Below are 23,245 nucleotides of genomic sequence, written 5' to 3' on the forward strand. Positions count from 1 at the left end.
TCCGGCCTCGAAGTTGAACATCAGTGATTCTGAATGCATGAGAGCCATAGAATCGACTTGTGAACTCCATCGGTTTGACAGGATGCAGTCGAGATCAGGCAGTCCATTCAAAAGAGTGGAGTTCTTCGCCCTGCCTGTTGATCCAGGTGGCGGTCAGTTTGGGTTGGCTTTCCAGGTTGCTGGCAACGAGCTTGAGGAACACATTTGGAGCGGGTTTGCTCCAGACACGGGCTGGATGCTGCACATCGAGCGAAGGAATAACCGAAGCGTGCATTGGCGAAACAACACATTCGTGGAGTGGATAACCAACTCGTTCCGGCCCATAGACATGATGCCGGCTGACATGAATATCTCCCGAGATCAGCATGACGCCGCTGATCTGCTGCTGCTTGATCCAGGCAAAGAGTGCATCGCGTTCGGCACTGTAGGTCTCCCAGTGATCTTTTTCTTTGTTCCCTTTGGGATACCAGACCATGCCGGTACAGAGAATTTTGAATGGGGCCGTCGAAGCTTTCAAAGTTCGCTGGAGCCACTCCCACTGCGCTTGGCCCAGGCAGGTCTTTCGTGCCGGGTCAGCCCAGGAACTGGCTGTCTGTGAGAACCAGCGGTCGTCGATCAGCCAGACTTCAACAGGCCCTCGGCGAAACGAGGTATAGATCCCTTCGTTGTTTTCTCCGTAGTTTGCCAAAGCGTTGTATTCGAGGAAGGCCTGGCGAATGTCTTCTTTTTTTGGCATCAGTCCATCGGAATCGTTCTTGCCGAAATCGTGATCATCCCACGTGTTCCAGAAGGGGATTTTCGTAGCGAGCATTCTGAGGGTGGGGAGTGTCCCCCAGAATTTCCTTCTTGCAAGTCGGTTCCTGCTGAGGTCGTTGGTATCGATGTAAGGCGTATCACCCAACAGGCAGAAGCCATCGACTTGATGAGCAGCGATCTGGCTCCATAAATCGTCAAACTCGGTGCTCGACACACAGGAGCCCAGCCCCAGCGTGATTGTGGCAGGCGTTTCAGGTGCTGCGGGGGTCGTGAAGGTGAACTTCCCATCAAAGTGATCAGCACCGAACAGTGAGATTGAACCGGTGGTCACCAACTGGCCGCGATAGGAAGTCCCCGGTTGGAGGTTCTGCAGGGAGAAGGTCACACAATCATCATGAGCATTCTCGGGAGCCGATTCCAATTGCCGTATTCTCTGCCCTTGTCCATTCTCGAGGCTCAGGCGTACCGATGTCGCACCAGGCGCCCGGCAGAATAGAAAGGCCTGTTGATGATCGACATGCCCCAGCACTGGCCCGATCACTTCTCGAACAGGCTGATCGGCAGCCAGCAGAGGATTGACGCCAGCAGCCATCACCAGAGTGCCCGCAGCGGTCATAAACTCCCGGCGATTCCACCCGGCAGAAATTGTTACATTCGTCATTATTGAAGTCCGATCGTGAGCGAGCAGTGACCACTCGATGCATGAGAGTGCCAATTGACCCCTCATTCTGACAGCGATCATGCTTGGGGACGATGAAAAATCGATTAAAGAGAAATATTTTTTCCTAAAAATCACATACTGGCCACTCATCATGCGATTTGAAGACTGGGATTTGGCAGTACTGATCAATGCTTGTGAAGTCCTGATCTGGGTGGGGCTGGCGGTCGTCGTCGCCTTGAGGCCACTCTTTCCGCCTGTTCAACCCGCACAATTGCTGAACGAGGCCCGACTTCGCCGGTGGATGGCGATTGCCTTGGTGCTGTTTGGCTTATCCGACGCCGTAGAAATCTGGTCAGGAGCGTGGTGGCGACCGTGGTGGCTACTGGCCTCGAAAGCCGCCTGCGTGATCACGATCTGCGCGCTTGGGTCAGTGCTTTACCTTCGCAGTCGGGAAAACAGCGCAGAAATCCCCAAAACCTGATTTTTCAGGTCGCTTCTGAATTTCTGCGAAAAGTCGAACCGCGACAAAAGGTTGAATTTCTTGAGAATTCGAGTTTTAAGGGTGTGATTTCAGAAACAGATTTGTTTTGATTTTGCGTACATTGTTGTGATATGCGATGAGTTTCGCTCGGAAAACGAATGGTTTCGCAAAGAGCTTTCCTGCGGCTTAATCGCTCAATGGTTGAAAACAAACCTGCCAGTAATCTTCGGGAGTGGTGCATGAAACCTTATGTCTGGTTGATGGTCATGGCTTGGTCTCTGCCCTGCCTTGGGGGCTCATTATTGATCAGTGAGGATCAACCACCACAAACCTCGCCCGAGGCGAAAATCTACCGTGATCGGATTTCGCCCACCTGGCTGCCAGATGAATCGGCCCTGTGGTATCGCGTTGAGGTGGCTCCGAAGAAGGAAGAGTACATTCGCATCGAAGCAGCGACTGGCCGCCGGAGCGTTCACAAAGACTTCAAATCGATGAATCTGCCCGGTCCTGCGGAGATTCGCACCTCGACACTCACGACCAGCAGACGCAAAGGTCCTGCGGAATCAGAGATTTCCTGCCATCTGGAGTTTAAAAATCAGTTGGATGAACCAGTCAAACTCGCCTGGGTAAAAGCGGAAGGGGAGTCGATTCCGTATGCCGTGATCGCGCCAAACGCCAGCCACACCCAGCACACCTATCAGACACACCAGTGGATCATCACCAAGCAGAATGGCGATCCTGTGGCCACTATTTTTGCGGAGCCTGCCACCTCACGCATATTGATCGATGGTCCGTCAGGAAAAGGACCGAGGAATTCTTCCCCCAAGCGGCCCAGATCTTCTGCTCAAGGGTTCTCTCCCGACGGAAAATGGTGTGCTCGCGGATCAGGGAATCAGGTCATTCTCACCAACGGCCAGATGCAGGATGAAGTTCGCATTTCGCCACCAATCCCGGCAGATGCCAAAATCTTTGGGACGGCCTCGTGGTCGCCAAATTCAGAGGCCTTTGTCTTTTCGTCAGCCGTACCTGTCAAGGTGCGGCAAATCTCGATTGTCGAGACCTCACCCAAAGATCAACTGCAACCCAAGGTACGTCAGTTGAACTATGCCAAACCGGGCGATGAACTGGATCAGCCAGTCCCTGTGCTTTTCCGTCTGGAGAACGGTTCCTTTCAGCCAGTTGTGCTCGATTCAACACTCTTTGCCAATCAGTTTACCAGTTCCCCTTTGATGAATTTTCACTGGTCGGAAGATGGCCGCGAGTTTTACTTCGATTTTAATCAGCGGGGACATCAGTGCTATCGAATCCTCGCAGTTGATGTGATGACTGGGCAGGTTCGTCCTGTCGTCGAAGAGGTCAGCCCGACGTTTGTCGACTACCGCAATCTGTCGTGGCGACATTGGCTGCCGAAGACGAATGAAGTGATCTGCAAGAGCGAGCGAGATGGATGGAGCCACCTTTGGAAATTTGATGTGTCCGGGCAGAAATCGCCCCAACAACTGACGACTGGCCCATGGGTGGTTCGAGAGATTCAGCGCGTCGACGAAGCCTCACAAACGATCTGGTTTACAGCCAGCGGGTTACGCCCAGAAGAAGATCCTTACCATCTCCATCTTTGTAAAGTCTCGTTCGATGGCACCGGTTTTCAACAGCTCACACAAGGCGATGGGACTCATGAGATTCAGTTCTCTCCCCAATCGACCTACTTTGTCGATACCTGGTCGCGGATCGATCATCCTCCTGTGGTTGAACTTCGGAAAAGTGCTGACGGCAAGTTGATTTGTGAAATGGAGCGTGCCGACGCCACGGCGTATTTAGCCGCAGGCCAAACCTTTCCCGAAAGGTTTGTCGCTAAGGGACGAGACGAAAAGACCAACATTTATGGCGTGATCTTTAAGCCCACAACTTTCGACCCTGCCAAAAAGTATCCTGTCCTGGAAAACATCTACGCTGGCCCTCACGGAGCTTTCACACCCAAACGGTTTGGAACAGCCCGTCAAATGCAATCCTTTGCCGATCTGGGCTTTATCGTGGTGCAGGCCGATGGCATGGGCACCAACTATCGGGGCAAAGCATTTCATGATGTCGCCTGGAAAAATCTGAAAGACTCCGGCTTCCCGGATCGTATCCGGTGGATCAAAGCCGCCGCTGCGACCCGCCCCTGGATGGATTTAACCCGCGTGGGAATTTACGGCGGAAGTGCCGGCGGGCAGTCGGCGATGAGAGCGCTTCTGGATTACTCGGATTTTTATCACGTCGCAGTCGCGGATTGCGGCTGCCACGACAACCGCATGGACAAAATCTGGTGGAATGAACTCTGGATGGGCTGGCCGGTTGATGAAAGCTATGCAGCCAGTTCAAACGTGGTCGATGCCCACAAACTCAAAGGCAAACTGCTGTTGATTGTTGGCGAACTGGATTCCAACGTCGATCCTGCGAGTACGATGCAGGTGGTAGCGGCATTGCAGAGAGCAGGAAAGTCATTCGACTTCCAACCCATCATCAACGCCAACCACGGGGCCGCAGAGACACCAGCAGGCAGCCGGGCCCGCAAAGAGTTTCTAATCCGACACTTAAAGCCAGAGCTTTAACCTTTGAAATAGACAATTACGCATCGCATGAGTTCAACGAGCCGGAAGCGTGAGCGACGGGAATTTACCAATTTTCCTGACGATCAAGTTTGGAAAACGAGAGTGCCCGTCGCTGACGCTTCCGGCTCGTGGATGGCAACCTGCGTTCAAGAGGCCCCAAATGCAAAAACCCCTGCAAAGCAGGGGTCACACGAACTGATGACGATTTTTGAAATTCCAAACAATTACCCCGCCAGGATTCGAACCTGAACGTGCAGGACCAAAACCTGCTGTGCTACCGTTACACTACGGGGTACCAGAAGTGAGTGACCACCTCTTGAAATGAGTGTAGTGCCCTCTGGCGAGAGCGGCAAGCCATCAATCCTCGACTGCAGGGGGCAATCAAGTTTTTGCCGCAACCCCAATCCTTGTGAGGATTTTTGCGCTGGTGTTCATGCCGGCATCCATGAGAAATCACCCAAAAAACCGAGAGCGACAGGCCATCCGCCCATCGCTCCCAGAAAACTCATTCTCAGAGAACCCCATCGATTATGGTGTCTTGGGAATCTGATTCAGTTGATTCAGAATCTGGTCGTTCTGGTTCTTGATATCGTCATTCTGGCTGACAGCCACAGCGCCCAGCACCACACCGGCAATCACACCTGAGGTGAGCAGCACCATGCCAGGAGTGACACCACCAAACTGTCCACGCACTGCAGGCGACTGAGCCACCATGGTCAAACCGGATTTCGCTGCAGGTGGTGCCGTTCGCTCTGTCCAGGCGCGTACGGTCCGAGTTTCATTCCCGGCAGCAATCCGGTAAGTACCACCTTTCAACCCTTTGACGGCAAACTGTCCCTGGGCATCCGTGCTGGTCTGAGCAATCGAATTGTTTCCAGCGTGAATATCCACAACGGCCCCAGCCAGAGGTTGTCCCTGGGTATCCACCAGACGACCTTGGAGTTCACCGCCAACGAGCGTTACATCCACAACGGGAGCAACTTCCCTGGCAGGAGCAGCAGGTGCAGGTGCAGCTGCGGGGAGGGAATTTTCCAGAGCCGGTGCTGCGGGTGCTGAGAAACCTGCACCGGGTGCCTGATTGCCAGCCAGTGCCAGGCTGTGTGGGCAGAGAATTCCGCCAGCAACCAGTGCCACCAGAGCAGCACGGTAAAATTTCGTTGTTCGCATGACATCGATCCTTTGAGAACAAAACGGGCAAAAAGAGCGATCTCAGAGAAATTTCAGTATTGAAACTTCAGAACCACGGAATGGACAGACCACCCTGAATGGGTAGCCTTCGCAGGCCAGAATCCTTGGGTTGAAATCGCCAGGGGGGTAACAAAATGTGAGATCTGGGACATCGCAGCGTTCATTCCGAATGAGTCAGACTCACTCAGAAGCACACGGATTAACAGTGAAACTGGGAGAACTTAGTGGAAGGGTATTGAATCGAGGTATCCTGGGAATTTAGCGATGCACTCAGGGACAATTCGATGGGGGCAGTACTCTCGAGGGTGAGCCACAAGGAATGTCCTGGAAGCAGACTGTACCGAAACAACACGGACAGAATTCACTCAAGAGCACGGAATCTGCTGCAAGTTGGTTTTTTCGTCAACCACAATTTCCTGAAAAATTCGAACCCGCGAGGTTTCTCTCAAGTCTTTCTCACTCGGCTGAGTGAATCGCCGAAATCCGATCTCGACAGAACTGGGATCAATTCGGTACACCACGCGATGACCGCCTGCAATTCCCTCCTCCTGGCATTCGCCAGCTCCTCTCTGTTTCCCACGTGCCCTTCCTTCCTACAGCACGATTTTTCCTATGAATTTCCTTCAATCACTGCAGCAGCAGTTCAGTTCACTGTGGAGTTCGATGAACTCGGCACAGCGAATTTCATTAATCGTTGCGCCCCTGATTCTGCTGGCCGGCTTTGGGTTTCTTTACTGGTCAAACAATACGTCCGGCATGGTCGCACTCTCGTGGGGCAAAGTCTTTACCACCGAAGAACTGATTGCTGCTGAACATGCTCTGATGGAAGCCGGCCTCACAGATTTTCAGAGACAGGGCCGCATGCTGCTGGTTCCAGCGGCTGAAAAAGACCGCTACAACGCAGCGCTGCTCGAATTCGATGCCATGCCCGAAGATCTCGGGTCTCAATTACTCAAGCATTATGAATCGCTGAGCCCGTTTATCACGGAAAAGCAGCGTCATGAGATGCGCGAAGCGATGCTGCTGAAAGAAGTCGCTCAGACGCTCAAGGCGATTCCTAATGTGGAAGATGCACGAGTCGTGATTGCCAATCCCAATCGAAGAAACTCATGGAGCCAGAAGGGAACTGTCACAGCCAACGTGACGATCACTCCCAAAAAAGGCCGCGAACTTTCGACCCGGCTGGTGGCTTCAATCCGGGCAGCGGTCGCCAGCATGGTTCCAGATCTAAAGACTTCCGATGTCACGGTCTTCGATCCCGTGAATGAAGTGACATATGCCGGTGATGCAGCGGACGATCCTCTCAGCAGCCAACTGGTTCAGAGAATTCGCGAACTGACGAAACAGTACGAATCGCAGATCTCGAAAAGCCTGTCTTACATTCCTGGTGTGAATGTGACTGTGCATGTTGATATCGAGAACTTGAAATCATCCGTCATTCGGACTCAGCAGATCGATCCCAAGAAATCGGCACCTGTGATCTCCAATGAGTTCACGGTTAACGATACACAAACCCAGAGGGCACCGCGTGGTGAACCCGGGCAGGTGGCCAATCGTCCCGCCAGTGTGGGTGGCAGTGCCGGCAGTGACCGCAATCGCCAGATGACAGAATCCGACAACCGGGTGGTGAATGGCGTGAGTTTTGAGATCAGCGAAAAGCAGCTTCTGGCCGCCATGCCCAAAGCCGTGCAAGTGAGCATCAGTGTGCCGCGAGATTACTACCGCGGGATTGCAGCCCAGCGTACTGCCGCAGGTGAAAAGGATCCGGCACTGACGGAAATCCCGGCTATTGAAAAAGAGGTCCTCGCCTCGGTCTCAAAAAGTGTCAACCGCCTGATCCCGGCAGACTCTCCCGATGATGCCATTGTTGTCAGTACCGTTGATACGCTCGCAAAAGAACTTCCGACAGTCACCATCCCATGGACTGAAACCGCCTGGCAATTCTTCCGAGAGTATGGCAGCACAATGGCTTTGGGAGCCTTTGCCATCTATGTGGCCATGATGCTGCGGAAATCCATGGGAAGTCTGGCTCAGGCCAACGCCTCGCCCGGCGATAGCCGCACAGATAGTGTGAATGGCATGAATCCTTTGAATCCTTCAGGTGGCCCGGAAGCTGCCATGGCGATGAATGCCCTTCAGGGTGCGAGTGCGGCTTTACCCCCCAAACCTGCCACGAGGCGTGATCAGTTACAGGCGATTGTTCGCGATAATCCGGAAGCAACGGCAGCCCTTTTAGGAAAATGGATTCAGGCGGCTAAGTAGCTGTCTGGCGTTTCTGTTCGATTGAGCTCTCGTCATCCCGTTCACAAGGTCACAACAAAATGGACGCCATCCGCAAAGCTGCCATTCTGCTGCTCAGCATGGAAAAGCCATTGGCTGCCGAGGTGCTCGCGAGCATGACCCGTGAGCAGGTCGAGCGTGTGACTCTGGAAATCGCGAAGGTTGATGATGTCACCCGCGAGCAGCAGGAAAGTGTTTTTGATGAGTTCTTTCAGGGTGTCAATGAGCTCACACCCATCGAACGGGGTGGCCTGGGCGCTGCCAACGAGTTGCTCGAACAATCCCTGGGGAAAGAACATGCCGGGCAGATTCTCGAGAATGTCCGGCAATCGATGAACTCGGTTCCGTTCTCATTTCTGCATAAAGTGGGTGCCGAGAACTTGCTGACGTTTATCTCGGAAGAGCATCCACAGACGATTGCACTGATCATGTCTCACCTGCCGGCTGCACTGGCGGCAGAAGTTCTCAGTGGTTTGCCATCACTCCGGCAACTGGAAGTCATTCGGCGAATTGCCGGTATGGAGCAAACCAGTCCAGAAGTGATTGCCACAATCGAGAAGTCGTTGCAGAGCCGCATGACGAGCATGTTCAACCAGCAATTGGAAAACGCCGGGGGCGTGCCAATGGTGGCTCAGATCTTGAACGTGACTGACCGGATGACGAACAAAGGGATTCTGGAAAGTCTCGATCAGGAAGACAGTGAACTGGCCGACGAAATCCGCCGACTGATGTTCGTCTTCGACGACCTGCTCAAGCTCGATAACAAGTCGATCCAGGCACTGCTCAAAGAAGTGGATAACAGTCAGTGGGCTCTGGCACTCAAGGGAGCTTCCGAAGAAATCAAGCAGAAGATCTTTGGCAACCTTTCCCAACGGGCGGCGGAAATGCTTAAGGAAGAAATCGAGTATCTGGGTGCCGTGCGACTCTCCGATGTCGAACAGATGCAGCAGCAGATTGTCGATGCAGTGCGGCGACTGGAAGACGCAGGCGAAATCGTGGTCGCAGCCGGCGGCGGAGAACAGTTTGTGAGTTAGTGGGTTGTTGGTTGGGAGTCGAGGGTTGGGAAATGCAAAGCATCCCGTGAATCCTCCCCGACCCCACCATCAACCATCAACCATCAACCATCAACCATCAACCAACAACCAACAACCAGCAACCAGCAAATCACCATGTCCACCAGTTCCCGAGTTCTGAAAGCTGGCATGGCTCCTGGCAGCCAGGGCCCTGTCGTCTTCAATTACGACGACCTTCAGGCTCAGGGTGAGAGCTATCTCGCTCGTGTGCGGGAACAAGCGGCCAAGATGATTGACGACGCTCGGAAGCAGGCGGATGAGCTGGTGAAAAACGCTCACTCGAAGGCAGAACAAGCCGGCTATCAGGCTGGCCAGGCACTGGCGATGCGCGAGATGGATCAGCGGCTGCAGACGAACGTCAATCAACAGGTGAAAGAGCGAATTGGACACCTGCTCCCTGCCCTTGAGCAGGTTTCTCGACAGATCGAACAATTGAAAGCCGACTGGATCGCCCGCTGGGAGACTCTGGCCGTCGAGCTTTCGCTCGCGATTGCGGAGAGGCTGATGGGGCAGAAAATCGCGGCCGACCCGGAAGCGGTGAAGCCCATGATTCAGAGTGCGCTCGAACTGGCCTCGCGAGAAGAGATTGTCCTGGCGATTCATCCCACCGATTGGGAAGTCCTGGGGCACGACGAGGGGCTGCGCCTGCTGGCTTCAATGGCGGGTTGCGGCGAAGTTTCGATTCAACACGATGCTTCGCTTTCACGCGGCAGTTGCGTCGTTTCGACCCGCCACGGCGAAATCGACGCCCGTCTGGAAACCATGCTCGACCGCATGACGAGCGAACTTTTAGGGACAGCCCATCGACTGCTCCCGCACCAGCAGGCCGCCAGCACTACATCGATCTCGGGGAACGCGCCATGACCACACTTGTCGAACATGCCCGACAAGTTCTCCCTTTAGGGCTGACTGGTCGCATTGACCGGGTGGTGGGGCTCACGGCGGCCGTCGTTGGTTTTCCAGCTCCATTAGGATCACGCTGTGCGATTGATCGCGATCATGGATTGCCGATTGAAGCCGATGTTGTGGGCTTTCGTGGTGATGAAACATTACTCATGCCATTAGGCGAACTCACTGGTGTTCGCCGGGGCGCACGAGTGCGGCTGGTGGAATCTGTGCCTTGTGTCAATGTGGGGGCTGGGCTGCTGGGTCGTATTATTGGCAGCCGGGGAGAGTTCCTCGATGAAGGCTCCAGGCCACTTCTGGCTCATCGAGCCGATCTGAATGGCAAGCCTCCAGGGCCGCTCGAAAGACCGCGCATTGCCAAAATCTGGCAGACTGGAGTCAGGGCGATTGATGGCCTGCTGACATTGGGCGAGGGCCAGCGGATGGGGATCTTTGCAGGCAGTGGTGTCGGTAAAAGTACGCTGCTGGGTCAGATCGCCAGGCATAGTTCAGCGGATATCAACGTCGTCGCACTGATTGGTGAACGAGGCCGTGAAGTGCGTGAGTTTCTCGATCGCGACCTGGGACCGGAAGGACTGAAACGAAGTGTAGTGATTGTCGCCACAGGTGATGAACCGGCCATTTTGCGACTACGGGCCGCGTGGATGGCGACCGCGATTGCCGAACATTTCCGCGATCTGGGCCAGCATGTCGTGCTGATGATGGATAGTGTCACCCGTTTTGCGCTGGCTCAGCGTGAGATTGGCCTGGCGGCAGGCGAACCCCCCGCAACGCGTGGCTATCCACCCAGTGTGTTCGCTTTGTTGCCTCGATTACTCGAACGCAGTGGCTGCTCGCCAGCAGGAAGTATTACCGGGTTGTATACAGTGCTTGTCGATGGTGACGACACCAACGAACCCATTTCAGATTCTGTCCGTGGAATTCTGGACGGACATATTGTCCTTTCGCGAAAGCTGGCTCAACAGGGGCAGTTCCCGGCGATTGACGTCCTGCAGAGTATTTCGCGATCGATGAACGACATTACCACAACTGAACATCGCCAGTGGGCCCTGACTGTTCGTCAACTGCTCTCGTCCTACCAGCAGAACGAAGATCTCATCTCGATTGGCGCCTATCAGAATGGATCGAACGCTCTCATTGATTCGGCGATTCAGGCAAGGCCGCAGATTCTTGGATATCTGGGACAGAAACCTCAGGAACAGACCACTTTCCCGGAAAGCCTCTCGATGCTCGAACGACTGGCCCGATTAAAAGATCTCCTGGCCCGCAAACCGGCACCAACCTAATCATGTAGGGTGCATGCTAATGCACCAATTATTGACTCAATTTTGATCGATATTTATCCAAGGATGTTCGCTGATTTCAGACTGGTGCATTCCGTAAGAACTTCATGCACCCTACAGAATTCATGCATCCTCCGTACGGCTCTCTCATAACTCTTCTGGCAAGACAAGATGGCCGCTTCCCGATTTTCACTTCAAAGTGTGTTGCTGCTGCGTGATCGCGAGCGAGACCAGGCCAGGCAGCAGATGGCTCAGGCAATTCAGGTGATCGAACAAATCGAGCAGGAATTACAGACTTCTATTGATGTCCACTCGCTATACTCACAAGAGTTGAATGATTTATTAAGGCACAATCCGATCTCTATTGAAGCGGTCAATCTCCGCCGTTATCACCTCACGCGAACGGAAATCGAGATTCAGGTCATTAAATCTCGATTGGCTGCCGGGCGTGAAATTCTGGAAAAGTGTCGAAAGCTGCTGGTGCTTGCCGATCAAAAGGTTAAAGCGATCGAGCAGATTCGTGATCGACGAGAGCAGGAAGCTCTTGAGGAGGCGATCAAAAAAGAGACCTTTGAACAGCAGGAAGCCTGGCAGGCGGGACAGTTCTCATCATGATGCGTCTGATCAAAACACTGTTGTTTCTGGGTGGCGCTTTGTCGCTGATCATTGTTCTGGGCGAACTGGCCATGCTGGCTGTTCTCTGGCGACAAGGGAACCTCTCGGCACGCACACTGGCTGAGATTCGACTGGCCGTCTCCGGGCAATCGCTGATTGATACACCTGCTGTGGAAACACCGGAAGGACCACCCGCAGTTTCGACCGATGACGTGCAAACGGCCCGTGTCATGAGAGTTCTCAATCTGGAAGCTCGAGAAAAAGAACTCGATGTCGTGAAGGAAGCGATTGCCGCTTCGATGAATCAGCTCTCGCAAGAACGAGACGCTTTCCGGCAATTGAAATCCAGATTTACGAATGAACTCCTGGCGCAAGCAAAGCAGCGGCAAAGTGATGCGACCGAACAGGCCAGAGCAGTCCTGCTGGCTTCGCCTCCAGAAGTCGCAGCCTCCCGCCTGATGGATCTCTCGCTGGATGAGTCCATTGTGCTCACCCGCGGCATGCCCGAAAAGCAGATTGCCAAAATTCTGCAGCAATTCACCGGGACTCCCGAGAAGGAAAAACGGGGGCGAGAAATCTTTGAAGCGTTGGCCGACGGACGACCTGAGCGCGAACTGATCGATCAGGCCAGACAAGCTCTAACGCCGAACCCTGACAGTTCTAGCGGCCTTTAGGTTTGTGGCCGATAATCCTCATACGACACTTTTGCAGCAATTTCCTTAAGCTCAAGAGGCTTCAGATTGCTGGCAGGTCGTTTTTGAGGGATGAGAAATGGATATCCGCGATCCTCAACGATGGACTGCTCAAGGATTGGCAGGATTCCTCGCGACACCCGCCAAATCTGCCGAAAGCGACTCGCTTAAGGCCGAGGGTTCCCAACCATCATCCTCTTCCGAATTCAGTGCCAATCTGCTCCGGCAATACCTGCTGAATCAGGGAACCCTTGCTGAGTCTCTCACGAGCCAGAAAAGTCTGACCAGCGCTAAAAGTTTGACCGGCGCAAAAAATCTGGCTGGCGCGAAAAGCCTCACCAGCGACAAAAGCGAGGCCAGCAAACAATTTGACCGCAGATCTCAATTATCTGACAACTCGCGGTCAAGCTTAAGAAGTCTCTCACAAGCAAATCGCAGTTCTCAGCCGGAGCCGACAAAAAGGTCGGAGGATTCCACGCCGTCGTTCACGGATCGACTCATCGATCGTCGCACGGAAGAAACACAGCGTAACGACGAATCGACAGCACGTTCATCCACACTCCACGAACATCTGAGCAGGAATGAACGCAAGGCTTTACCTGTTGATCGCGAACAGGATCTGCTGGATCAGGATCAAACAGCCGCTGCCACTTCCCAGGAGAATTCTCAGACGCAGGTTGAGCGAGCAGAGCCACTCCCACAAGGCCAGGCCGATGTCTCTACGACCGGAGTTGAGGCAAATCGATCTGAAGAGTACAGGATTGCCGAAAAAGGGAGAGTTGAAGCCGGAGAATCGTTCTCTCTGTTCGACGAGGAACACCTGACGCACGCCAATTCCAACAGTTCTGACTTTGCTGCGGAAAATGCCGCTCTCAACGTCTCTAACAGCTTCGCGGGTTCAGAAATTCAGGTTCCATCGAGCGGAATCGTTCCAGTCGATGACGAGCTTAACCTCGTCACACAGGAACCGGATTCTGTGCCTGCAAACGTCGCCAATCCTGCTGCTGCCAATCAATACCACCATATCGCCTCCCGGCTGGTGAACACAAAATCGACTGATGCAGCCTCGATTCGCTCACTGCAATCTTTCCAGCAACTCCTGGCTCAAGATCCATCATCGCAGTCAATTTCTGGCAACACCTCGTCTGCTGTCACAAGCGATGAGACGAATTCCGCGACGGCTGGGGAACTGCAACCAGCGATTAATGATCAATCGTCTCAATCGACAGCAAACCCTGACGATGTGACGATCGATTCTTCGTCAACAGATCTCACGTCGAGCAATACCACCTCGATTTCATTAGCTGGTCTCTCTGCAGGAGCATTGCCTCCCGCAATGACCCCTCTGGCAATCACCACTCAGGAACAGCGATCGAATCCACAAGGTGCAAGTGACAAACTGGCAGCAGGACAAGTTCCACAAAATCGTCAGGCGGATGTTGGAACACTGCTCCTGAAGACGACGCCGAGTGACGAAGCCTCGCTCGCAACCTCAAACTCGATTCCAGCGGGCACCAGCCAGGATCCACAGATCGCAGCCCCACCCAGTTTGCAGACTCAGTCCGAATCGATCCTCAACCAGCGGTCGGCTACGGGCGACTCCTCCCGTTCTCCGAATTCGGGGACTCGGAATGGCAACCCGTCTTCGAGTCAGCGGCAAACTTCATGGAGTGCCGTGGGCGGAGTGCCACCGTGGAGTTCCTTGCCCGGACTTGGCGATGCTTCGACAGGCTCTTCGATCAGTGCGAGTCTGAATCTCTCATCCCGCGCCGTTGCATCCCCAGGCACATTCGTGGCAGCTCTGGCAGGCTCCCCAAATGCCGCCCTGGGCCAGATCGCAGAAGCATCTCCCGCATCGCTGGCTGATGCCGAAACCACGATTCAGGCAGCCGCCAAACATCCGGGAGCCGGTGGGCCGGCAGCAAATCTCAGAGCAAATGATGACTCGCTGACTCGCCAGATAAGTTCCGCGACATCGAACAGTACAACACCACCCCTGGCTCAGAGAGTTGTCGTCGATGGTATCTTGAACATGACGGCCAGCCACATTCTGAACTCGGCACGAACCGAGCAAACGTTTTCGATTGTCCTCACCCCTGAAAGTTACGGCGAGTTGTCGATCGATGTCCGCCAGAATGAAGAAGGAGTGATGGTGCGGCTGGAAGCGGCCACAGCGGCGGGGCATGAATTATTGAGCGAACATCTTTCCGAGCTGCGCGAAATACTTGACCAGCGCGGGCTGGATGTTGATCAGATCTCGCTAGAACGCGTCGAAGCTCCCCGAGAAGTCCTTGCGAGCAGCGATCCAGCGAACGATCGATCATCGAATCGTGAACAACCGGATGCCAATCGCCAGAATCTCCTCCCAGGCCAGGAAGGTTCCTCTGGTTGGGGCAGCGATCGTCAACCAGACTTTGGCACTCCTCGCGAAAACTGGAACCGACTCGACCCACAGGAAGAGCCCCGCGCCGACCATCTGGCCCGGAACAATCAGGAAGCCAGATCGACACAAACTTCCGGATTTGCTAATGAAGGCTCTGCGAGGCCTGTCCGCTGGGATCACGTGAATATCCAGATTTGAAATCGATCCGGGCTTGATTCTCGCTGGCATTGTGCCGGTACGGTGGCAGCATGCTCGGGCATAAACAGCCCACAGCTCAAATCATAGAGAGGGATTTCATGTCGAGCATCGATCCAGTCACTGGCAAACCCAAAGAAGTCCCTGTCATTCCGCTGGATAAACAAGGCTTCAATGCTCTCGATACGGAAGCCTTCATGAAGCTGCTCATTACCCAGCTTCAGAATCAGGACCCTTCGAATCCGATGTCCAACGAGGAACTCCTCTCACAGATTTCGCAGATGCGGAATCTGACATCTGACATCGAGTTGACCGATGCGCTGGAAGGCCTGACCTTGAGTCAGCAGCTCAACAGCTCGACGGCTTTTCTGGGTAAAGAGATCAAAGGCACGACGGCTAATGGAACGGAAGTGAGCGGAGTCGTTGACCGCGTCTACGTGAAAGATAAAGCATCGTTTCTGGTGGTCGGGGACAAAGAAGTTCCACTCACAAACGTCACTGACGTCACCAACGAGTCCTGATCATTTGGGCAAACTCCTCTCACATAGACTTCACCATTCCGGGTGGAACACTGCCAGGCACAGACACAGATCCCCTGCCCCAGCCTGCCATAATGCCCCGCGACCTGCTCAAGATGCAGCATAAAACAATCCCGGTGATCCGAACAAACCTGGTGACCCATAGCACTCGTCGCGTCTGCGATGATCTCAAAGTCCTCGATCATCGACTGTCAAATCTAAAATAGGTTATTGACGCCACGCAGCTTACTTTTTGATGTTTGCACCCTCTGGCTTTGGAAACGGGCTTTTGAACGTCGGCGGCTTAGGTAGAGGCTCTGGGACAATGCTGTTGGTCAGTTCCTCAGGCGACATCTTTCGATCAAAATCCCAGTAGCTCAAAACTCCCGCCCCTGAGATCAGGCACATTTCAGGTTTATTAGGGTGCCAGGCAACTCTGGCAAAGTTTCGTACTCCCGGCAAGATCCTCCATTGGGACTTGGGATCACGACGATCCAGTACGAGCATCGAACCATCGAAGAATTGGCCTGGTTTCGTAAACGCCAAAGTCCAGAGCTTTCCATTCGGAGAGATTTGTAAATAGCATCGCCCCCGTTTTGGTATGGGCATGGCCGAGATCGGACGGAGAGAACCGGTATCAAATTCGACAATGTCGTCTTCTCCAGTGATGACAAGTCGACTATGTCCGCTATGGAAGCACATTGAGGCCAGACTATCGCCTTGATGGGCCAGTTCGCCATGTCGTTTTCCTGTCGTCAGATCGATCAATGTGATTTTCTCGACCTCTGTCTGGATGGCAGCTCTTTGGCTATCGGGAGAGATTGTCACCAATCCTCCTACCCGTTTGTCTTGTGAGACCAGTTTGTCGAATCGCGCGATGATCTCCGCTGTGATCGCATTAATGATCGACACGGATCCATCAGCGTGGACAAGTACGATTCGACGACCATCGGGAGAAAGATCTTTGTGCGGATTCGTCTCTTGAAGTTGTGGAATTGGCAGACAGTCAATGGGCTGGCCCTCTGAGCGGACAATTCCATTTTGGGTCAGAAAGGACTCGACTCCCTGACTGTCCACAGCAAAATCGACAACACTCAGGTAGGGCCTCTCCATTTTGCCACTGATTCGACCATCCGTGCGGTCACAGTATTCGACCAGTCCTGCCGGGCCAGCCAGAGAAATCTGCTCGCCGTCCGGCTGAAAGGCGACAAAGCCCCAGACATCCATCCATTTTGACCAAACGCATTGCGATGGTCTGGGCTTTTCGAACAGCATATGCCTTTCCCGAAGATAGGAGACATGCGTTGCGGGGGGAACAAATCTCAAGTCTGAAATCTCCCGCCAGACTGCCTGTTGAGCATGAAGGTCATCTGTTGCGGAGAGTTCCATATGGAGGCAATTGAAGGCGAAGAGGTCGTCTGCTGGGGCCAGTCGTCGATAAATCCGTGAAATCTCGCGAAATTCGTCGATCGTCATCTCGCAGTGCTCCATCCAATGCCGCCTCTCGTTGAGATAGCTCTGGGTGGCCACCCTGGCGGCCAGGGCCTTGCCCAGGTCTCCAGGAAATTTTTCCTTGAGTTGTGCCGCAAAGCGAGCAGGTGCCGTCGCTTCGCCTGTCCAGCGTCTCTGCAGAAACAGGACAGTACTGTCGATCAATTCGAGGCAAAGTAGATCCTCCCTCAGACCGACCATGGCCATTTTGATCAAGGAGTCTGCGGTCATCCCCGAACCGGGTGAAGAGCGGATAAAATTGTGCGCGATGTAAGGATCCTCTTCAGCACGATCCACATAGTCTGAAAGAAGTTCCCGCGAAAGCTTTAACCGGGCGTGAAACTCTTCGAATTGCTCTTCGCTTACATTCGCTGCGATTTCGCTCCCACGATAGTCGTATCCGTCGTCAATCGTGAAAGAACCAACGATGATCCGGGCTGTGAGAGAATTGGGGTATGCCAGCAGGTATCGATCACAAACAGCTTTAAGAGTCTCCTTATCGAGATTATGCCCCAGATCGATTCCCCGGTAGATCGCTTCCAGGCGGGAATGCCCGAAGGAGAACATCGAGCGGGAAGTCCGTGCCTCCTCTGCCTGCTTTTCAATCCATGCGAAGTCTTCTTTCCTAAAGCGATTCGCAGCTTCCAAACGGAAGAAACATTCGCGGGCGTTGGGGGGATAAGTTCGCGCAGCCTCTTCCTGAAGAAGTGCGAATCCAGGTACGAAGAAAAGTTCGTCCCCGCTATGGAACTGAAGACCACGTGGCGGCACCGGATCACCTGGCGAGCGGAAGTCGATGTACATGCGGCTTTCAGGCCGCCATGGGCAGGGCGCCAAATACATCCATTGATCAGCTGGAATCGAGATGCGACGGAGATACGCCTCAAACTTTTCGTCCGGGGTGTCGAGACTCATTTGCCCGGGAATATAGAAGAATATCCCAGACTGATCGACCTGGATGGATCCAGGATAGGCGCTGCGTGTCAATGGTTCGACCTTCCACGCGCCGTTGAAATGAGGAGGAGCCTGAGGGTGCGACCAGCGAGTGAACTTCCATGAGGGATGCTTGAGCGGCGAGTCCGGATCCACTGCCGGCAACTCGAAAGACGCCATCGATCGACTGACGTCCAGTTGCCCATTTAAAACTGAAAAAAGTGGTCCCCTGTTAAAAGGAACTCCACTCGTGTCCCAAAGTGTTACCTGCCCCTTGGAATCTCGAATCGCCAGTAATCCGCTACGCTTCCCGTACCTCACTTCATCCCACTGTGATGGAAGATCGGTAAGGTCCCCCACCTTTACATTTTTCTCCAGATCCCAGATAACACCCTGGCTTTGTTTTCCTTGACTGGCCTTGCCGAGACAAATGACACATCGCCCATCGTTCGAAGCTTCAACTTCAAACTCGTCAAAACCGGGGATTTTCGCAAATTGATCCGTCCGATCAATCCAAGATCGAAAGGGGACGAGGATTCCTCCCGGAAACGAAGCTACATGCACTTTCTGGATGTTCGTGAACGAGACACTCCTGGGATCCCCTCGACCCTCATTAAACTTCTCTCCTGCAATTTCCGTGTCGACGTTGACATTGTTCAGAAGAATGACTTTGAGCCTTTCATCATCTGCAAAGAGAATAGTTCGACGATTATCGACGTATCCGGCAAACTTGAGTTTCCCCTTGAATTCTGCTGAGTTAAACAGTTTTCCATTGATCGTGCTGAAGGTTTCAATCCTCGTTGATACTGCGGTCACTTCGCTGAAGAAATCATCGAGGATTTTGGTCACGATTCCATGAGTTTCGAAGGTGAATAACTCTCTCTCAATTTTCACATCGAAAAAATGGAGCTTACGATCCGCAGTGGCGATCACCAGTGTTTGACCATTTTTGCCACGGTTAATTGCTGTGATGGGTTGCTTAACAATCGGCCATGCGTGGCGGGTTTCTTTCCCCTTGTTGTTCCACCACCGAACCTCGCCGTTTTGATGGCCTGTCACCAGTTCCAGATCCTTACCATCATGAGTTGCCATACAAGTGATGCGTGACTTCCCTTTCAAGATGGCGGATTTGCGGATCACAGCCCCCTCCGCAACCGGGTTGGTCGCAACCGAGAGAAACAGTACGGCAACAATAGCCATGCCTACAGAGGACAAACGAATCGTGCGCATCACCGAATCCTGTGTGGGGCGTTCTATATTGCGGGCGTTCTAAATGTACGTTTCCTCATCTCGATCCTCAAAGCCGTCAGGATCAAGAATGAAAGAACGCACATTTCAAATAATCGTAGACTGCGTGAGTGACTGTATTGTTTTGTTTGGCAGTCGCATAAAGCAAGGCCATAAATGATTTAATTATGCAGATGCTCGCCGGGGGAGAGTCAAGAGCGAGGGAAACGTTGCGGTCGCTTCGTCAATCTGTGCACGACCCGACAACCGGGCCGTAACTTGTGGGCAGAGGAGGGAAGATCTCGCGGTCGGGCAGAACCATGTCATCACCACAGATGACTCACTCCGGCGGCTGCGCAGGCAACACAACGCCTATGCGCCAACAGGTGGCCGAACAGCTGCCTAGCTTCAGTCATTTTCGTACCCGTAGAGATGCCATTCAGCGGGAAACGTTTTCGTGGAAACGCTCGAAAACTCTATTTTTCAGTACATAGACAAACTCACGTGGCGAGACCGGATGAACTGGATTCATAATTTCACCGATGATCCAGCAGATCACTGTTGTTTGATGATCGACAGTAGCGACAACATCACTACCTATACCTGCGACCTGCTGAATCCTAACTTCGTATTTGAGTCACTCTCAGACGATGCCTGAACCACCTCGCCAGAGGCAACGACGACATCCCATTTTAGCCGAGGTGAGTTTCACCGCCTGACAACACAGTCTATTTCGAGTAATCTTGGCAAGACCTGCTCAGCAGCTTGACGACTTTCTTAAATCGATCCAGACCCTGACCTCATTGAACACCCCCAGCACGTCTTGATGCACCTTCTCTGTGAGTTTGAACCAGCGAAGTCCATCCTGTTTCTGACTGAAGACCTTGAACTCGTCGCGGATCGTCGTTCCGAATTGTGGTGGCCCGTGTATGTCGTAGCTGATTCGGCCACCATCAGTGCTCCTTACGCCAGTCGTGTCCGAGCCGTCTCACCAGAACAGCCCATGCCTGCTGGCAGTTTACGCCAACTGCAGCCGGTGGTGAGCACGAACCAGATGACTCGGAGAACAATGTCATGGGAAATTGGCGGCCTGCCGCCTCCCGAAAGATTACTGGAGAGCGTCCCGGCGGGGATTGCTCGGGCAGCATATTCATGACAGACTGAGAAATCGCATCCGGCAATTGAACATCCACGAACGGCTCCAGAGAAGGTGAAGGTGGTACTTCCACTTCCTGGCGCAAATCCCGTGCCATTTGCCGGGTGCTTTGGATATTTAGGTCTTTGCCGGGTTCTTATACAGCGTATCGGAGCTCGACGAATAAGTTTAATTGAAAAGTTTTTATTATGAGTAGTTTTTCGCTCGAACCCGACATAGTTGTGATTGGTTTACTTCTGCTTCCTGTTGGAGCATCGTTTGCCGCGATTCCTATCCGAAATCCAGAGTATTGGTATTTGCCATATATCGTTTTGTTTCCAGTCCAGTTGGTTGTAGCAACGCGCTATGGTGAGCTTGTTCGACGCGGTGGGCAGATTGGCCAGCGGGCAGCCTTTCTTTTTGCGCATCAGTGTTTCGTTCTGTTTATTGTTGCTACAGTCTGCCTCGTCTCGATCTTATTCAAGGGGCACCTATGAATGTGCCATGACATAAGTGTGTCTCTAGGGGACGCAGGTTGCTCGCAGGGTGGCCCGGGTTGAAATTCCGATTTCTTCCGGGGTGGCAAAGCCACAAGAGGACACTGGCAGAATCGCATCCTTGAAAAATCCCAACTGAAATCGACAGAGAATCATCTTGAAGTGCTCGCGGCAACCCATCCTCTTTTGCCTCTGGCACACAGCTTGCTCGCGGACGAACAACCTGTGACACCCTGCGTTCAGTTTCCATGCTCTGTGGGACCGTGTTTGGGGACCAGACAAGGTTTTGTCCGAAGACGCCATCCGCAGTTTGGTCACGCGGCTCTACAAACAGCTCCAAGAAGCAAATTTTCCATGGCGATTGTCGACTGCAGGCCGAAGTCGCGGACGAGGGTTTGGCCATAGAGCTGAATGACGGGACGCAGGGCCTGGCGGAAGTGGTTTGTCGAGCGGGTTTCCGTGCCGTCCCGATGACGGTAATAGGTTTTGGCGAAATCCAGAAACAGGAGTGCCAGATCATCGATCGTCAGGGCGACATGCCGTGGATCCTGATCCGACAGCCAGGCCGTGACCAGTTCCTCGTACTTTTCGCGGCTTTCGGGCGTGCCGAACTTGCCGAGGTAAAAGTCCTTGCCCGCGATTCTCACGCGGGCCTGTCCCGTGGGACGATGATGGACGTAAGCGGGGCGGTTTTTGGTGGGTGCCATGGGTGCGACCAACTGCAGCGAGGGTAGAAATGAGGGTAGTCACCCACTTTTCTGCTGCACCACCAAAATGGCGGGTAGTCGCAAGTATTGACTCAGCAAGGACTTACAGGATTGGTCGATACAGGATTCGAACAAACCACAGTTTCTAACTCGAAAACCGCATTTCCCAGTTCACGCGGTGCAGAAAGCGGTGCAGTTCAAAATTCATCGGCTCTCGTAGCTGGGTTGATGCAGGCTCTTGCCACGGATGCCGATCTCCGACGGCTGGCGGCGGTTTGGGGACGACTCTCTCCCGAGGACCGACGAGCCCTGGCCAGTCATGCTGAAGGCCTAGCGGCGGTAAGCCACTGCTCGTGAGTGATCGTGAGCTGAATTTCCGCCCTTTTTGCGTCATGAATCTTTGACGGAATCAGGTTAGGTGTCCCAGGGTCGCCGACCCTCCATTTTTTGAGCCGTTTGCCCCCGATTTGGGAGCAGACGGCTCATTCCTTTTGATTTCAGGAGAAACGTTCATGTTCATGCTGCTGGCTTTGCTCAGTTTCCTGGTGTTGGTGAGTTGTCTGGTGATTCGGCGGGAGCGTGTGCTCCGGCAGGCCTGGCAACATCTCGCTGCCCAGATCCTCTCGCGAAGGAATACTCCCGATGCGTCTTCTGATGTCACTACTGATCAGCACGATGCTGGTTTTGGCCAGTAGCTGTCAGGCTCCACCGCCTGCTCAGATTCCACCCGATGTGGGGCGATTTCTTGAGGCCCAGGCCCAGCAGAACCAGCGTCTCGCAGAACTGCAGGCAAGCTGGCAGCAAGAGCGGCAAACGCTCTTCGAACAGCGGGATCAACTCGAAGCCGAACGAGTGGAACTGGCACGGCTTCGCAATCAGGAACCCGTTGTAGCAGCCGCTATCCTGACGATTGGAGAGCTGATCCTGTGCCTCAGTCCCCTGCTGCTAGCCGGGATGTTTCTCAAGATGTCGACCCCTCTGACCAGTACGGATCAGCTGGCAGAAGTGTTGCTGCTTCGAGAAGAAACCTCGCGACGTGCTGCTGCACCGCTGGCACTGCCTCGCGATCCCCTGCGTCCTGCCCCTTCACTTCCCTGTGCCGCACCCGGCACCACTCCCTCGAAAGGAACCACTGAATGAGTCATCTCGTAACCATAAAAACCCAAGTCAAAGACATTACTGCCATTCGTCAGGCGTGTGTGCGGCTGCAACTCGCTCCTCCTTGCGAGGGGAATGCCCGCATCTACAACCAGGAGTGTTCCGGTTGGCTGGTGGAACTGCCGGGATGGCGGTTTCCCGTGGTCTGCCAGACCGAAACTGGCGACCTTCAATACGATAACTTTCAGGGTCATTGGGGCGATCCTCAGAGACTCGACGCCTTCCTGCAGCATTACGCCGTCGCGAAGGCCACGCTGGAAGCTCATCGTCAGGGGCACACCGTTCAGGAGCGGCTGGAACAGAATGGAGCCATCCGCCTGACAATCGGTCTGCCTGCCTGACAGCACCTGTTCGTCATTGACTGTCGTTTCTTCGCAGCTCATTCCCTTTTTGAAGGATTTGCCATGCCTCCCACTCTCGAAGTGCTGGTCGCTCCCGATGGCTCGGTCCAGGTGAAAGCCCAGGGCTTTACAGG

At 53.7% G+C, this 23,245-nt stretch carries 18 protein-coding genes and 1 tRNA gene; 14 read left to right on the forward strand and 5 right to left on the reverse strand.

Annotated features, from left to right (window positions below):
• Positions 1-94: 94 nt before the first annotated feature.
• Complete coding sequence (locus A6X21_RS11615; RefSeq protein ID WP_165603778.1) at positions 95-1,417, reverse strand: alkaline phosphatase D family protein; 1,323 nt, start codon at positions 1,415-1,417, stop codon at positions 95-97.
• A 151-nt stretch (positions 1,418-1,568) separates the two neighbouring features.
• On the opposite strand from A6X21_RS11615, the gene A6X21_RS24350 reads away from it, so the two are divergent.
• Together A6X21_RS24350 and A6X21_RS11625 are read left to right on the forward strand one after the other, a co-directional pair.
• Positions 1,569-1,898, forward strand: coding sequence for a hypothetical protein (locus A6X21_RS24350; RefSeq protein ID WP_131818302.1), 330 nt, complete (start codon positions 1,569-1,571; stop codon positions 1,896-1,898).
• Between the two features lie 239 nt (positions 1,899-2,137).
• Positions 2,138-4,489 carry a prolyl oligopeptidase family serine peptidase gene (locus tag A6X21_RS11625; RefSeq protein ID WP_068848038.1) on the forward strand — a complete coding sequence of 784 codons (2,352 nt, stop codon included), beginning with the start codon at positions 2,138-2,140 and terminating at the stop codon, positions 4,487-4,489.
• 224 nt (positions 4,490-4,713) lie between these two features.
• On the opposite strand, the gene A6X21_RS11630 is transcribed toward A6X21_RS11625, so the two are convergent.
• A tRNA-Gln gene (locus A6X21_RS11630) sits at positions 4,714-4,784 on the reverse strand.
• Positions 4,785-5,017: 233 nt separating this feature from the next.
• Positions 5,018-5,656, reverse strand: coding sequence for a carboxypeptidase-like regulatory domain-containing protein (locus A6X21_RS11635; protein ID WP_068848040.1), 639 nt, complete (start codon positions 5,654-5,656; stop codon positions 5,018-5,020).
• 633 nt (positions 5,657-6,289) lie between these two features.
• On the opposite strand from A6X21_RS11635, the gene A6X21_RS11640 reads away from it, so the two are divergent.
• The 8 genes from A6X21_RS11640 to A6X21_RS11675 all read left to right on the forward strand — a co-directional run bounded on the left by A6X21_RS11640 (position 6,290) and on the right by A6X21_RS11675 (position 15,625).
• Positions 6,290-7,939: a hypothetical protein gene (locus A6X21_RS11640; protein ID WP_068848042.1), complete on the forward strand. Its 1,650-nt coding sequence runs from the start codon at positions 6,290-6,292 to the stop codon at positions 7,937-7,939.
• A gap of 59 nt (positions 7,940-7,998) precedes the next feature.
• On the forward strand, positions 7,999-8,991 hold the full coding sequence (gene fliG / locus A6X21_RS11645; protein ID WP_013111342.1) for a flagellar motor switch protein FliG: 993 nt from the start codon (positions 7,999-8,001) through the stop codon (positions 8,989-8,991).
• 135 nt (positions 8,992-9,126) lie between these two features.
• Positions 9,127-9,894: a FliH/SctL family protein gene (locus tag A6X21_RS11650; protein ID WP_068848044.1), complete on the forward strand. Its 768-nt coding sequence runs from the start codon at positions 9,127-9,129 to the stop codon at positions 9,892-9,894.
• On the forward strand, positions 9,891-11,222 hold the full coding sequence (locus A6X21_RS11655) for a FliI/YscN family ATPase (RefSeq protein ID WP_068848046.1): 1,332 nt from the start codon (positions 9,891-9,893) through the stop codon (positions 11,220-11,222). Before A6X21_RS11650 ends, A6X21_RS11655 begins: the two co-directional genes overlap by 4 nt.
• A gap of 168 nt (positions 11,223-11,390) precedes the next feature.
• Complete coding sequence (gene fliJ, locus A6X21_RS11660; RefSeq protein WP_068848048.1) at positions 11,391-11,834, forward strand: flagellar export protein FliJ; 444 nt, start codon at positions 11,391-11,393, stop codon at positions 11,832-11,834.
• Positions 11,831-12,508 (forward strand): hypothetical protein, encoded by a 678-nt coding sequence (locus A6X21_RS11665; RefSeq protein ID WP_068848051.1) that lies wholly within the window; start codon positions 11,831-11,833, stop codon positions 12,506-12,508. Before fliJ ends, A6X21_RS11665 begins: the two co-directional genes overlap by 4 nt.
• A 97-nt stretch (positions 12,509-12,605) precedes the next feature.
• Entirely contained in the window at positions 12,606-15,107 is a 2,502-nt protein-coding gene (locus A6X21_RS11670; RefSeq protein WP_068848053.1) for a flagellar hook-length control protein FliK, read from the forward strand.
• Positions 15,108-15,205: 98 nt separating this feature from the next.
• Positions 15,206-15,625: a flagellar hook assembly protein FlgD gene (locus A6X21_RS11675; protein WP_068848054.1), complete on the forward strand. Its 420-nt coding sequence runs from the start codon at positions 15,206-15,208 to the stop codon at positions 15,623-15,625.
• 243 nt (positions 15,626-15,868) lie between these two features.
• On the opposite strand, the gene A6X21_RS11680 is transcribed toward A6X21_RS11675, so the two are convergent.
• Complete coding sequence (locus A6X21_RS11680; protein WP_131818303.1) at positions 15,869-19,276, reverse strand: WD40 repeat domain-containing protein; 3,408 nt, start codon at positions 19,274-19,276, stop codon at positions 15,869-15,871.
• An 823-nt stretch (positions 19,277-20,099) separates the two neighbouring features.
• Between A6X21_RS11680 and A6X21_RS25765 the strand changes: the two genes are divergently transcribed.
• Complete coding sequence (locus A6X21_RS25765) at positions 20,100-20,429, forward strand: hypothetical protein (protein ID WP_068848058.1); 330 nt, start codon at positions 20,100-20,102, stop codon at positions 20,427-20,429.
• A gap of 790 nt (positions 20,430-21,219) precedes the next feature.
• On the opposite strand, the gene A6X21_RS11695 is transcribed toward A6X21_RS25765, so the two are convergent.
• Positions 21,220-21,612 carry a hypothetical protein gene (locus A6X21_RS11695; RefSeq protein ID WP_068848064.1) on the reverse strand — a complete coding sequence of 131 codons (393 nt, stop codon included), beginning with the start codon at positions 21,610-21,612 and terminating at the stop codon, positions 21,220-21,222.
• A gap of 512 nt (positions 21,613-22,124) precedes the next feature.
• Between A6X21_RS11695 and A6X21_RS11705 the strand changes: the two genes are divergently transcribed.
• The 3 genes from A6X21_RS11705 to A6X21_RS11715 are packed head-to-tail and all read left to right on the forward strand — an operon-like array spanning position 22,125 to position 23,111.
• Entirely contained in the window at positions 22,125-22,307 is a 183-nt protein-coding gene (locus tag A6X21_RS11705; protein ID WP_068848067.1) for a hypothetical protein, read from the forward strand.
• Positions 22,255-22,752 carry a hypothetical protein gene (locus A6X21_RS11710; protein WP_131818304.1) on the forward strand — a complete coding sequence of 166 codons (498 nt, stop codon included), beginning with the start codon at positions 22,255-22,257 and terminating at the stop codon, positions 22,750-22,752. Before A6X21_RS11705 ends, A6X21_RS11710 begins: the two co-directional genes overlap by 53 nt.
• Positions 22,749-23,111: a DUF1257 domain-containing protein gene (locus A6X21_RS11715; RefSeq protein WP_068848070.1), complete on the forward strand. Its 363-nt coding sequence runs from the start codon at positions 22,749-22,751 to the stop codon at positions 23,109-23,111. Before A6X21_RS11710 ends, A6X21_RS11715 begins: the two co-directional genes overlap by 4 nt.
• The last annotated feature ends 134 nt before the right edge of the window (positions 23,112-23,245 follow it).

Origin of the sequence: Planctopirus hydrillae (assembly GCF_001707835.1) — a bacterium.
GTDB lineage: Bacteria > Planctomycetota > Planctomycetia > Planctomycetales > Planctomycetaceae > Planctopirus > Planctopirus hydrillae.